Source organism: Flammeovirga yaeyamensis (genome assembly GCF_018736045.1).
In the GTDB taxonomy this organism is placed as follows: domain Bacteria; phylum Bacteroidota; class Bacteroidia; order Cytophagales; family Flammeovirgaceae; genus Flammeovirga; species Flammeovirga yaeyamensis.
Window position 1 is genome coordinate 4114446 of sequence record NZ_CP076132.1, and the last position, 14569, is coordinate 4129014.

Here is a 14569-nt window from a genome sequence, read left to right on the forward strand (position 1 = left end):
CTAAAGTTCGAGTTTTACTAAAGACCCTTTTTTTTGGCATGATTTTCTACCTTTTGATAAGGTCATTAAATCAATAATCATGTCTTATAGAATATCATTTTTTCTTCTTTTTTTACCGTTAATCAGCATAGGACAGCAGCACTTACCATTTGTAAAAGATGGAAAGTGGGGTATCATAGACCAAAATAACAACATCGTAGTAGAAGCAAACTATCAATGTGCCACTCCTCTACATAACTTCACTTATTTTAGGGTTGGTAAAAACAATCTTTTGGGGCTATTATCAGAAAATGGAAAAGAAATTTTTCCAATTGTTTATCAAAGAATAGAATATTTAGAAGATGACCTTTTTGTTACTTGGAATGAAAAAGGAGCCTTTTTAGTCAATAAAAACCATCAAACATTATCAGTAAAACCTTATCAAAGTATTTCTCCTTTGTTTCCATTTCTTAGGATTCATCATCATAATAAAGAAGGGATTTTATCTGCTGATGGAAAAGAAATTTTTCCTCCTAAATATCAAAATATAGAAAAACAACAACATATCTTCATCACTCACGATAATCACCAATTTGGATTTCTAAATAGTAAAGGTGAGGAACAAGTTGCTCCAAAATATAAAAGTCTAGACTTTTTAGATGAAAACCATTTAGTAGGTAGCATAAAAGGTGGCCCTTTAAAAGCGGTCTATGTTCTTGATAAAGATGGTAGTATTCAGGAAGAAAAATCATTTAATAAAAAAAGTGATTTACTGAATTATCAAAAACAACTTTATTTAAAATCGGAAGCTCAAAAAGTTAAAGCTGCTAATCTGAGTGTTCCTGTTTGGGTGGATATTCTTGGTGATAAATATTTAGTCGCTCCAACTGGAAAAGTCATATTAAATGCTGCTTCGTTTTTTTATGTTCTAGAAGATCAAAAATCAGAATTAACAATTGCTAGAAGAGAAGAAAGTGAAGGGAAGAACGCCTTTTATCTAATTGATCAGAAGAAAGGAAGACCATTGTATAAAAATACATTTAAGAATATAGTTCTTGACGATTACAATTATTCCGATTGGGCTCGTATAACGATTGATACCTTATGGGATGGTCTTGTGAATATAGAAGGAACTGTAAAACGACAAATCAATGACAATGGTAATGATTATGGTATTAAAAACATGGGCAACTTCTATAATCAAAGAGCATGGTTCCAAACAAAAAGTGGGAAATACGGAGTAATTAACGAACATGCTGAAGTGATTATTCCTCCTATCTATAGTGTGATTTCTGATTTTAAAGATGGACAAGCTATCGTTAGAAAAAATCAATCGTATGGTATTATAGATACAGAAGGAAAAATAGTGATTCCAATAGAGTACAATGGTTTTTCTAAGCTATATGATAATTGGTACACAATTAAAAAAGGAAATGGTAGTTTAGGAAAATGGGGAATTATTGATAAAAATGGCCGCTTTATTCTTCAATGTAAATACGAAAAAATATATTTAGACGATAAAGGTGCCAACATCAAGCAGAATGGTAAATGGGGACGTTTTTTAAAAACAGGAAAATGGGCTTTCCAACCTAAAATACCAGTAGATGAAATGCATCCATACCATAACTCAATTGCTCGTTTGCAGCGTAAACCGAAATATGATCCTATCGATAGAAAAACACTCATTGGTTATCAGTATGAAGGTTATGCAGATGAAAATGGGAATATCATCCTCCCCCCTGTTTATCAGGAAATACTAGGGTTTGATAAAATATGGGAGAAAAAAGAAGGAATTGCCATGTTAAGGAAAGATCAGAAAATTGGTTATGTTAATTATCATGGTGAAGTCGTTTTACCTACTGAATACATAAAAGCTGAGAACTTTGTTAACGCATGGTCAATTCATAAAGGTGGTGGTATTGTTGTAAAACCTGGAAATGTATATAATGCGGTTGACTACAATGGAAATGAATTACTAACTGAAGAATATGATTATTTATCGGATGATTTCATAAAAATTTGGGAAGATAGCAGTGGGGTAACTATTGCAGGTTTTGGTCGTAAAAAAGGATTAATTGATTTTGAAGGAAACAGAAAAAGTCCATTCGTATATCAAAAAATATTCCCATTAGATAGCACTCATTTTATAGCCCAAAAAGATAATTTATGGGGAATTATTTCATCTGAAGGTGATACTTTATCAGAGTTTACTCATCAAAATTCAGCACCCTTAAGTGGAACAAACAAAGTAAAATACATTGATCGACAAAATCAGGTATATAAAATAAAAGCAGACGGTAGTTGGGAATCATCTACTCTCCCTCCTTCAGAAAAGACTGATGATATAAACGAACTAGCCGAATTTACATATCATATTATCGGTGAAGATTATGCTATTGTTTCTAAGAAGGGAAAATCAAAATTGAGAGGGATAGTTGATACAAACGGCAAAGCCTTATCAAAATTTGAATTCAAGAAAATTGGTCCATTTAAAGAAGGATTAGCGTTCGCCCAAAAAGATGGTAAAACCGCAAAAGATAGGAAGTATGGCTATATTAATAAGAAAGGGAAATGGGTAATAAATGCTCAATACAATAAAGCCAAAAGCTTTTCTTCTGGTTTTGCGGCGGTGAACATCAAAAATAAATGGGGATTTATTGATCTAAATGGAAAATTAGTTCTTCCGACAAAATATTCTCAAGCAGAAGATTTCAAAGGTGATATCACAGAGGTAAACCATCATACCCTTATTAATAAGGAGGGGAAAGAAATAGGTCAATTAATTGATGAGGAACATCTTCAGAAAACAAAAAATGGTAAAGGTATCGTTAAAGGTATTGGTTATAAAAAGCATATCTTCTTTAATGGATTGGCTTTGTACTCCAAAAAGTTTGATGACGTAACCGTATTTAATAAAGCCGGTATTGCTTTTGTCAAAACTGGAGAAAAATGGGAGCTAACAAGGAAAATCAACAAAACTACGGTAAAGAAAATGTTCACAAAACGAGATATGGAGTTATATATCTCAGAGTATGGAAATAAAAGAAGAGTCGTTTCTATGACTGGGGATGTGTCTCAAGATATGGGTTTTGAGAAAAAGATAGAAGGAACATGGAGAATGATAGGTATTGATGGAGCTCCTTTAAATAACATCAACTTTAGTAAAGTGATTTATTTAGAAGAAGATGATTCCTTTATCATTCAAACAAATATGTTGGAGAAAATCGTCAGCTTTGATGGAGAATTACTTACCGAAGAAGCTGTTATGGGCAGCATGGTTCCATCTTTCGGTGGTGTGATACTTTTCGATAAAGGAAATAGTAATTATCTAAAATAAGAATTAGGATTTAAGACATAAACTAGAATTTGATGATCATTCATCAAGATTCAATAAAAGAAAAAGCTGCTTTATAACTTAATAAAGCAGCTTTTCTGTTGTTGTTCTTTTCACTTTGTTAAACAGCCCACTCCATTAAAGATTGAGCTTGTTCAATACCTTTGTTAGTTAAAGATGCTTTGGTTTTATAACCTTCAGATTTTACATCTTTAATTAATCCTTTGTGATGCATTCTGTTTACAAGTGCTTCAATTTCATCTGTTGTTGCACAAATGCCTAAATTTTTGGCTACATCTTGAAACGAGCCTCCTGTATTCAAACAGAGGCCTACTAGAAATTTCGAAATTTTCTTTTCTGTGGACATGGTAGTATTAGTTAGGTTATTGACTTATGTAAGTTTACTAAATTGTATTCGATAAAAGCTTGTAGGACGACTAGGTACTAAGACCTAGTCTTTTTGTTGAATCTAAACGGCAGAATTCATTAAAATTGAAGCCTGTTTAGAACCTTTTGCTGTTAACTTTGCAAATGTTTCTTTAGAAGAATATTTTACTTTTGATATTAAACCTCTTGATTCTAATTGACTTGCTAAATTATTAAGTTCTGTTGTATTCGCACTAATTCCAAGGTTTTTTGCGATAGTTTGAAAGGAATTGCCAGTATTCAAACACAATCCTATCAAGAATTTTGAGAATTTTACTTCGTTTGACATAATTACTCGTTATTTATAGTAGGTTATTAATTATTTAATTCTAGGGGGTGTTGCTTTAGTTAACCAACTGATTTATTAATCGTTATTACAAATATCAATCTCCGCAACCGATTTCGCAAATTTTTTCTTGTTAATTGTTTGTAAAATTTAAACGTATGAAAAACAATTAATTATAGTTTATAGACAATAGTTATTAATATCTCATGATGAAAGTTATTAAACTAAAATTCTTATACTATCTTTGTCCGTTCACTTAATAAAAATCATGAGTAGTATCAGAAATATTGCTATCATCGCTCACGTCGATCATGGCAAAACAACATTGGTAGATAAAATGTTGCACGCGGCACAATTGTTCCGCGAGAATCAAGAAACTGGAGAATTAATTCTTGATAACAACGACCTAGAACGTGAGAGAGGTATCACTATCCTTTCTAAGAACGTTGCTATTGAATACAAAGGAGTAAAAATCAATATTATTGACACTCCTGGTCACGCCGATTTCGGTGGTGAGGTAGAACGTGTATTAAAAATGGCGGATAGTGTATTACTTTTAGTTGATGCATTTGAAGGTCCCATGCCTCAAACAAGATTTGTACTTAGCAAGGCACTTTCTTTAGGTCTTAAACCAATTGTTGTAATCAACAAGGTAGATAAGCCTAACTGTAGACCAGACGAAGTACATGATCAAGTATTTGATTTATTCTTCAATCTTGATGCTACTGAAGAACAATTAGAATTCCCTACTTTCTATGGTTCTTCTAAACAAGGATGGATGGGGACAGATTGGGAAAACCCAACAGACTCTATCGTTCCTCTTTTAGACGGTATCGTAGATTTAGTACCAGAGGCACCGTCTCCAGAAGGTGACCCTCAATTACAAATTACTTCACTTGACTTCTCAAGCTTCGTTGGACGTATCGCTATCGGTCGTTTAACAAGAGGTACTTTAAAAGAAAGAACTTTTGTAGGTTTAGCTAAAGCGGATGGATCTACTAAAAAAGTACACATTAAAGAACTTCAAACTTTCAAAGGTTTAGGTAGAGAAAAAGTAGCCGAAGTACATGCAGGTGATCTTTGTGCAATTGTTGGTATTGACGATTTCGAAATCGGTGATACAGTGACAACTGTAGAAAACCCAGATCCACTTCCACGTATGGCGATCGAAGAACCAACAATGAGTATGTTGTTTATGATTAACAACTCTCCATTCTTCGGTAAAGAAGGTAAGTTTGTAACATCTCGTCACTTACGTGATCGTTTATACAAAGAAACTGAAAAGAACCTTGCTTTAAGAGTAGAAGCAACAGATTCTGAAGATAGATTTATCGTTTACGGTCGTGGTATTCTTCACTTGGCTGTATTGATTGAAACAATGCGTCGTGAAGGTTACGAACTACAAGTAGGTCAACCTCAGGTTTTATACAAAGAAATTGATGGCGTTAAAAACGAACCAATCGAAACATTAGTCATTGATGTCCCTGAAGAGGTTTCTGGTAAAGCTATCGAGTTGGCTACTCAAAGAAAAGGTGAATTATTGATTATGGAGCCAAAAGGCGACATGCAACACCTTGAGTTCCAAATTCCATCAAGAGGTATTATCGGTCTTAGAAATAATATCCTTACTGCAACTGCAGGAGAGGCAATTATGACACACCGTTTTAAAGAGTATGCTCCTTTTAAAGGAGAAATGACTACGAAATCAAATGGTGCAATTATTTCTGACCAAACTGGTACACCTACTGCTTACTCATTAGATAAATTACAAGATCGTGGTATTTTCTTCGTAGATCCTACTGAAGACATTTACGAAGGTCAGGTAATTGGTGAGTTCAACAGACCGATGGATCTAAGAGTAAACGTAATTAAAGGTAAGAAATTAACCAACATGCGTGCTGCTGGATCAGACGATAACAGTAAGATTGCTCCTAAGCGTTTATTCTCTTTAGAAGAGTGTATGGAATACATCAGAGAGGATGAGTTAGTAGAGGTAACTCCAGAAAACATCCGTATGAGAAAAATCAAGTTGAAATAATTTTCAGCTTTAGCAATACAAAAGCCTTTGATAGTTTTCTATCAAAGGCTTTTTTTATCTTCATTCAATACTAAAAATTGGACACAAAAAAAGGTAACTTAGATGCCTAAACTACCTTTCCAACTTAGTATGAAATGAAATGAATTATTACTTTTATATTTTTAACTACAGAATCGTAAATGAATCTGAGTATTTTTTATCTCCATAAATTAGAGTTGCAGTGTACGTTCCTTCTGGGAAATTTGAAAGATCTAAACGTTTTAGCTTCATCGCTCCAGCAATAAATCTTTTCTCGTACATTATCTTATCTCTGTTATTGTATAACGTGAGTTTTACTTTTCCGTTGAGGTTATTTCCAATTATTAACAATAACTTATCAAAATTTACTGAAATTTTTAAACCTGTATTTAATGACGTCATTGAGTAATTCATGAAAATGGCATTTTTATCTGGCGTAATAAAAAACTCTCTGTCGACTTTATTGTCTTCAAATGACATGGTAAAAATATACTTTCCTACTTTTAACCAATTGAAATCAAGTACTGTACTGTACTTATCCTCATCTTTTATTTTACGTTCTAGAATGACTTGTTTATCCATGTCTTCAATATGAATATACACCTCTGCTCCTTCTATGTTTTCAATTGATAAGACAACAGATTTCGCATCTTTAGAAGCTATAAAATTGTAGGAAATCCCTTTTTTAGCATAAGATGAAAAAGAGATAAAATTAAAAATTAGTGAGAGAACAATAAATGCTCGTAGTAAATTAGTTTTCATAGTTTTAATAATTGTCGCACAAGTAATGAATGAGAATGTTTGTAATACAAAAGTAGTGGCAGTTGAATGAAATAAAAATGCAATTTGGCAGGTTTTATATTTTTTTCATAAGCACAAAACATAAACAACTGGTTTACTATGCTTTAAGATTGCAAATAGAATTCTGAAATACATTTTTTTAATATAAAATTGATACTGTTTACCTAATATTAATATTGAGTTTGTTTGATATAATTATATAATATATCTATTTTTCAACTCGATTTTAACTAAGAAGACAAATCATAAATGATTTTACGAACCTATTATATTCTATTCCTTTTCTTTATTTTGACTGCTTCTATCACTAAAGGACAATTCCTTGATAAACAACATTATAAGCATCAAACAACCTTACAAGTATTAGAAAATATCGCTAGAGGAAAAGGTGATAATAGAAGCTTACCCATTTTAAAAATTTCTGAAGAACCTCAATATATTGCTAAGTATTTCCCAGGCAGTAGCAATCATTTTATTTACATAGATGAAAAGGTTTATGACTTATGTGTAGAGTTTGAAGAAGATTCATTAAGTGCACTCGCTTGTATTGTTGGACATGAATTAGGTCATTTTTTTGAAAACCATGCCAGTAACTTTGGGTTTTCAGACGATTCTGATTTACACTCCAACGAAGAATTAGAAGATAAAGCCGATCGTTTTGGTCTATTTTATGGAGCAATCGCTGGATATAAAACCCATTTACTTTTCCCTAAAATATTAACCAAGATCTACGAAAACTATCATTTAAGCGAACACCTTAAAGGATATCCTCCTTTAGAGGAAAGAAAAAAAATTGTTCTGAAGGCCATTACTGAAGTAGAAGGTTTGGTGAATATCTATCAGTTTGGGCAAAACCTTTATTCCTTTAAACAATATGAAGCAGCCCATAGCTGTCTAAACTATATCCTAAATCACTTTCCAAGTAAACTGATACACAACAACCTTGGAGTATGTAAATTAAACATCTATCTCAATAAAATTACAGATCAATCATTATACCCCTACATCTACCCTTTCGAGTTTGATGTTAGAGTAAAAAAGAAAGTCAAAACAAACCTTATTCATCGAGACATGCAATTTGATACTATCGATGAAGCTATAGAAGATTTCAAAACTGCGATTGATCTCGATCCTCATTATGAAACGGCATACATTAATCTAGCCTGTGCTTATTCAATAAGAGGAAACCAAGATGCTGCCAGTGGTACAATCATAGATTTACAACAACACCTTCAAGAAATCAATAAGAGTATATCAGAAAATGCTTATTTAATTCAAGGTATCAGTAGAGCATTAAATGAAAACTATAAATCTGCCGAAAGCATATTTAAACACCTTCATTCGGATAGTGACATCAATAACTATAATAAAAAAGTTTTGATGGCTGAAATGAATAAAGAAGCATCCTACTACGATAACTTTGTCGATTGGGTAAACTCTTTCTTTGAAGAAACTCCTGAGGTCTCTAATAAAAAAATAGTGTTTGATGCTTCAGAAGAAAAAATTGATAATACCCTACCAGAAGAGTTACAATTGGATAAGACCTACAACGAAATTGATCTAGGAAATTGGGCCGTTTTATACTATAAAGATGATGGCAAAGTAGGTAAATATATTTTTAGAAATAAAACCACCGAAGTATTAATGATTCAAGCCTTTGACTCTTATCAAGAGAGTACATCAAAAGGTATATCTATATATGATTCTATAGATAAAGTAAAAGATCTTGAACATTATGGAGCTCCTACTTTTCTTTGGAATGACAAGCCTTACATGATTCTTAATTATCAAGATGCAGGATTGGGTTTCACATTCGAAAAGAATAGAGTGGTAAATTGGTTTAGGTGGACGATAAATCACTAAAAAAGAGAGATGGTTTCATTCTAATTATGAAACCACCTCTTTTTTTATTTCAATTTTTTAAGCGACTCTGTAAAGTCTACATAGTATTTTTCTTGATCTATTGTAAGTAAAAATGGAGGATCTGATGTAGCATCAAATAACAATTCTACTTGAGATTTGGGTGCTTTTCCTACATAAATTGATAACACGTCATCATCAAATTTATATTGTCCTTTTAGCATTTCACTTTTATAGATTTTCACTTGTACTTTTTCTAAATCGGACTGAGCAAAACCCATCCCTTTATTCTTTTGTTCAATATCAATGCTATACTTTGCTATTGATGTGATTTGTGAACTAGGAAAAGAATTTGAATTTAAGTAGTAAATTCCAGCAAAAAGTACAATCAATACAGAGGCAGCAATAGCGGCTACTCTAGTATAAATAAATTGCTTTTTTTGATTCTCTTCCTGAGGGTGTTCTACTTTAAATACTACTTCTTTGGCTTCCGTTTTTTCATCTTCTGTATTCGATGATTCAAACGTCTTCAACCTCTCCTTTAATACTTTTCTTTTAACCTGCTCAATTAATAACTGCTGTGCTTCGATTTCTAATTTAAACTCTTCATCATTTTCTAATTTATTCTCTACATAGAGTTTTAATTCTTCAGATAATGAATTATTTAAATAGTCATCAATTAAAGTGGTTTTATCAGGAATAAATCGATTTTCAAAATCATTTAATTCCTTTTTTATTGAACCGTTTTCAATATGATTGATCAATAATTGATGCGCTTGAAAATCTTTTTTGAACTGTGCATCCTCTTTTAATTTTAAATCAAAAGATTCCACTTCTTCAGACGATAACTGATTTTCAATATAGGCATCAAATAATGTCGTAAGTTCTTGATTTTCCATACTACATTTCTTTAGATTTAAGCACTTTTACTGCTTCATTCCTTGCCTTTTCCATACATTTATTCAGTTGAGAAGTGGCCGATCTCGCATTAGCAAAACCCATTTGTTCTGCAATTTCTGCCATGGACATCTTCACTTTAGAATACTTGGATAAAATTAGGTCTTGGCATTTTTCTCCTAATTGACTGATGATTCCTGACAAATCATCAAACAGTTCATATTGTTCTTCATCAAAGTTTACCGATTCATCTAATAAAGAATTATCGTGATCTAATTCATCATTCTTTCCTTTATTATTCCTTAGGTAAACCCTCCATTGATTATAAGCCAGTGTATATATGTAGTTTTTAAGGTTGGAGTCTTCTCTCAATTTTCCTCTTTCGATATTCTTATGAAGATCAATAACTACATTCTGAAATATTTCTTTACCGGCTTCTTCATCACCTCCATTTTTTTTAATCAAATTAACTACCATAGATTGGTAATTAATATACAAATAAGACCATGCGGATTCTTTATGTCCACTAAGGTCAGTTAATAAAGACGATAAAGAGGATGTGTATTCTTGATGTACCATGATAACGTTTGGATTATAATCAATAATACAAAATTAACCTCAAACCTCAATATTGCACCCTAAGGAAAAATCGAAGTTTTCTTTAATTATTTGATAAATAATATAAACCTGAGTTCGTTTACTCATTACATTATATCATTAATAAAAAAAAGTCACCTTCAAAAATTAGAAAGTGACTTCATTTTTATAATTAAAAGACCTCTAAACGAGTTCCTTAGAACTTCTCTTCATGGCTTCACGCTGTCTCTGACGAGTGAACTCTTTTCTAGATTTTTCAATCTCAATTTTCTTTTCAACAGAACAAGGGTAATCAAACAAACAAAATTGTTTTATTTGATCGACAACCACCTGTGGAACCATATTTTCCCAAGCTTTATCACCTTGTTTGATCAATTGTAAAACTTTATCTGAAATAATATTGAGGTTCTCAGTATTACAATCTGATAAGTCCTCGATTTTATTCGCATCTTTCATCGCTTTAAATAAAGATCGAATATCTTTTTCAAGAACAATGTCGCTACTTGTCAACACTTTTGTTTCTTGGTGTTCATGATCTCTAGATAAAGAAGGATAAACATATAATTTGATATTCCTACCAAATAGATATCCAAATGCTTCCAATATTCCTCCTTTAAGGTGTTCGTAATATTTAGGAGTGAAAATGTACTCCAAGTTGTACATACCAACAGCAACACCAATTTTTCTACCTCTTGTAAATCGAGATAAATAGTTGGTTAATCTGTAGTACTCCTGATATTTGGAGATCATTACCGTGTAACCTAGAGAACATAACATATCGATACGGTCTAGGAAGTCACTCTCTGCTTTTTTCCTATCATCAGAAATCCTTAGATTGGCTAATGTAAGCTCGGCAACTGTTACAATATTATTTTCATCTACATCAGGATCGTTCTTAAAGTGCTCATAAGAACGTTCCATCATATCGATATTGACTTTAGTAATCGGTCTAAATCGACCTCTCAATACTAAGATGTTTTTCTTATATAGGAAATCTTGAGGTAAAGCTACTTGACCATCAGGACCAAACATTGTTGTTTTAGCTAATCCGTTTTTAACAAGTAATAAACTTAATAAACGGTTATCCACATCCATAAAGTCTGGACCAGTAACTCTTACAAAATTGACAATAATCTTATGAATACTCAGTTCATCCATTAGAGAACTTAAGAAATCATCCACATTGTCTGTCATGTAAAAACATGCATAGATAAGGTTTACACCTAGAATACCAATGGTCTCTTGTTGCATCAAAGGATCATTGTCCTTTAATTCAACATGTAGAACGACTTCATTTGCTCCACCATTTGGTTTGGTTTGGAACCTTATTCCAAGCCATCCGTGTCCTTGGTTGGTTCTATTAAAGTTTAACTGTTCTACGGTATCAGCAAAAGAGAAGAAGCATGTATCATCTGCTCTATTTGGAAGACGTTCTCCTAATAAGCTAAACTCCTTATGAAGCATTCGCTCTACTCTGCTTTGGCAAACATATCTTCCTCCTGGCTCAGGGCCATAGATTGCATCGGAGAAAGCCATATCATAAGCCGACATTGTTTTAGCGATTGTACCTGAAGCGGCACCTGCTTTAAAGAAATTTGCAGCTACATCTTGTCCTGCTCCAATTTCTGCAATTGAACCATAAATATTAGGATCTAGGTTTATTTTTAAAGCCTTTTCCTTGGTGGTCAATTTGTTGAATCCCATATTAATTAGGTACTCTGTTTATGCGTGTAAATATATTCAGTGCTGGATGTGAGACACTCTATGAGAATAACTCTCGAACACTGTGTAATGTTATAGAAGTTATACAAATACAGTACCTCATTGTCACATTGCAAAGGTAAATTTTATTTAGAGAAAATATCTATTAAAATAGATACATCTTTTATATTAATGTAATTTTTACACTAATTATTATGAAAACGAATTTTTAATATTGAATTCATAATAATAAAGTATAAAATAACCATAGTATTTAAAAGAGTTGCACATCTATTATTTGTTTAGCAATTGAAATAGCAACGTATTAAGTTAAATAATTAAAATGCTCCATAAATTTTTCTGATAATCCATTCTGAGAAAAGAAGTACAAAGATAAATGTCAACATCCAAAATGTAGATCCCAACTCTTTATAAGTTTCTTCTGCATGAATTTTTTGAGGTGCTTTATTTCCTTTTAATACATCAGAAAAGGCATCAATAGTGGCCTCTTCATAAAAAACGCCACCTGTTTTATCAGATATATTCCTTAGTAAATCAAAATTTGCAGTAGGATTCAATGCTTCCAGCTCCATTGTTTTCACAGTAAAATTACCTTTTGCAACTTCTGTTTTACCTTCAATTTCTGTGGAGGCTTTAAATGAGTAAACACCTTCGGATAAATCAGATAAATGATATTTAAAGTAAGGAGATGAGTTTAAGAAAGTATAAGTTGATTTTTCTCCTTTATCATTCTGGATAACCAAATCAATAGTCTGTCCATAAATCGATTCATAGATATCGTTATATACTTCAGTTTCAATCACTACATCTTCAATATCAGAATATTCGGATTGAGTTGTATTGACTCTAAATCTTCTCTTATCTGTTTTAGTAGATAGATATTGAATGACTTTACTAATCAATTCATCTACCGCTTCATCATCTTGATTTAGCAGTCCTTCATGCAATCTCCATTGCCACAACCCAGTACCAACGGTTACAGCCGTCTTCACATCATTGTTTTCACCTATCATCATAAAAGGTTTAGAAGTAGTTACACTCCCAATTTTATGATACATCAAAACGTTTCCAGATTTTACTGTATATTCTCCAAAAGGAACCTCTACAGGAGGCATACGTTCCAATGTTTTCTTTTGTTCTTTTTTATAAGTGAAGGTTTTAAAATCATCATTAAAAGCTACAGTTACTTTATCTTTTTGACCTCTATAGCCTTTAATCATCAATAAATCGTTTTGAGCATTAAATAAATTGATGTCCGTTTTATCGCCAACAATATACCAAATAGGCAACCCCTCCTTCAAGAACTTTTTGATAAGCAACCCTGCTTTCTGTTTGACATTAGGGAATTCGTGAAGGATGACCAAATCATATTTAGCCGTTTTATCGTAGCCTATTCCATTTTTGAATTTTAAGCCAGGAATATAAATATGTAGCTCGTAATTTTTATTTTTTTCCACACCCGCACGAATTGCCTTGATATCCGGATGAGGGGCGTTGGCAATTAATAAAATCTTTTCCTTCCCTTCGATCACCTCAACATAAGTTGATTTCACGTTGTTCTCTTTCGAGAACTCTCCATCTAAATTTCTAACTGATACCGTAAATTTCTGATATCCTTTTTTCTTTGCTTCAACTAAGAATTCTATTTGTTCGAATCCTTTTTCGTTAGCAATCTTATATCTTTTTCTCTCTAAGATTTTACCATTATTACTTAGTGATACTTCAACAATTTTTCCAACAAAGCCTTCATTAACTACCTCAGCGATCACAGGAAATTTATTCCCCATATAAGCTATTTTATTTGCATAGACATCTTTGATTTGCAAATCAATCTGAGGAATAGTATCACCAATACCTACCGTATAAACTGGCACTACAGAAGGCACATATAAAGGAGAAAAACCTTGATTAAAAATACCATCAGTAACAAGGGTAATACCTGCTAGATTCTCATGTTCATTTAATTCTTCCAACTTTTGAATCGAATTACTCAAATTGGTCGATTTATGATTAAAGGTAAGCTGTTCAAGATTCTTCTTTTCGATCAACTCACCATCCAAGTTATAGAACTTTGTGGTGTAACCATTAGCTTCCAATTCCTCTGCTGTCCCTTTTATCTTACCCATTAATTTTTGGACATTTTCTAAAGGAAGTGTGGCAATCATAGACTCAGAATCGTCTATAATGTAAGATATGATTGGCTTTTCGAAATAACGCTGCAGACTCTTAATCATAGGGTCCAACAACAAGAAAAATATCATTAATAGGGCAGTAAACCTCAATACAATCAAAATTCTATTGATGTTTAATGTCCAAACTTGTTTCTGAGTATAGTAAAAATAAGTGGCGGCAGCACATAGTGCTATTCCTAAAAACATCCACCACCAAGAGTATTCTATATAAAGTCCATTCATGGATTTAGATTTCCGACTTCTATTTTAAAATTTGTCGATTGCTACATTCATCTATTGATGAAAAAATTCTAATAACCTGATTTGATTGATCGAGATTACTTACTTAAAAGTTAAAATCTATTCTTAGAGTATGCAATAAAAAAGGGACTTATTTACTAAATCCCCTCTATATATCTTGATATTTTATTTTTTAGATC

The 14569-nt window shown here is 32.2% G+C and carries 10 protein-coding genes; 3 read left to right on the forward strand and 7 right to left on the reverse strand.

Annotation, left to right across the window (positions count from 1 at the left end; genetic code table 11):
* The first annotated feature begins 79 nt into the window (after nucleotides 1–79).
* Complete coding sequence (locus KMW28_RS16205; RefSeq protein ID WP_169662727.1) at nucleotides 80–3316, forward strand: WG repeat-containing protein; 3237 nt, start codon at nucleotides 80–82, stop codon at nucleotides 3314–3316.
* A 118-nt stretch (nucleotides 3317–3434) separates the two neighbouring features.
* Here the strand turns inward: KMW28_RS16205 and KMW28_RS16210 are convergent, their stop codons facing one another.
* Both KMW28_RS16210 and KMW28_RS16215 read right to left on the reverse strand, forming a co-directional pair.
* Nucleotides 3435–3680: a hypothetical protein gene (locus tag KMW28_RS16210; protein WP_066204515.1), complete on the reverse strand. Its 246-nt coding sequence runs from the start codon at nucleotides 3678–3680 to the stop codon at nucleotides 3435–3437.
* A 102-nt stretch (nucleotides 3681–3782) separates the two neighbouring features.
* A complete protein-coding gene (locus tag KMW28_RS16215; protein ID WP_066204512.1) occupies nucleotides 3783–4028 on the reverse strand; it encodes a hypothetical protein in 246 nt (81 codons plus the stop codon).
* A gap of 265 nt (nucleotides 4029–4293) precedes the next feature.
* Here KMW28_RS16215 and typA point away from each other — a divergent pair, with 265 nt between their 5' ends.
* Nucleotides 4294–6063 (forward strand): translational GTPase TypA, encoded by a 1770-nt coding sequence (gene typA / locus KMW28_RS16220; RefSeq protein WP_169662728.1) that lies wholly within the window; start codon nucleotides 4294–4296, stop codon nucleotides 6061–6063.
* 165 nt (nucleotides 6064–6228) lie between these two features.
* On the opposite strand, the gene KMW28_RS16225 is transcribed toward typA, so the two are convergent.
* Entirely contained in the window at nucleotides 6229–6843 is a 615-nt protein-coding gene (locus KMW28_RS16225) for a DUF3244 domain-containing protein (RefSeq protein WP_066204506.1), read from the reverse strand.
* 288 nt (nucleotides 6844–7131) lie between these two features.
* Between KMW28_RS16225 and KMW28_RS16230 the strand changes: the two genes are divergently transcribed.
* Nucleotides 7132–8745 carry a hypothetical protein gene (locus KMW28_RS16230; RefSeq protein WP_169662729.1) on the forward strand — a complete coding sequence of 538 codons (1614 nt, stop codon included), beginning with the start codon at nucleotides 7132–7134 and terminating at the stop codon, nucleotides 8743–8745.
* 44 nt (nucleotides 8746–8789) lie between these two features.
* On the opposite strand, the gene KMW28_RS16235 is transcribed toward KMW28_RS16230, so the two are convergent.
* The 4 genes from KMW28_RS16235 to KMW28_RS16250 form a co-directional block, all read right to left on the reverse strand.
* Nucleotides 8790–9641: a hypothetical protein gene (locus KMW28_RS16235; protein WP_169662730.1), complete on the reverse strand. Its 852-nt coding sequence runs from the start codon at nucleotides 9639–9641 to the stop codon at nucleotides 8790–8792.
* Between the two features lies 1 nt (nucleotide 9642).
* Nucleotides 9643–10218, reverse strand: a complete 576-nt coding sequence (locus tag KMW28_RS16240; protein ID WP_169662731.1) for an RNA polymerase sigma factor — start codon at nucleotides 10216–10218, stop codon at nucleotides 9643–9645.
* Between the two features lie 201 nt (nucleotides 10219–10419).
* A complete protein-coding gene (locus KMW28_RS16245; protein ID WP_066204494.1) occupies nucleotides 10420–11940 on the reverse strand; it encodes a nicotinate-nucleotide adenylyltransferase in 1521 nt (506 codons plus the stop codon).
* Nucleotides 11941–12275: 335 nt separating this feature from the next.
* Nucleotides 12276–14372 carry a VWA domain-containing protein gene (locus tag KMW28_RS16250; protein ID WP_169662732.1) on the reverse strand — a complete coding sequence of 699 codons (2097 nt, stop codon included), beginning with the start codon at nucleotides 14370–14372 and terminating at the stop codon, nucleotides 12276–12278.
* Nucleotides 14373–14569 lie beyond the last annotated feature (197 nt).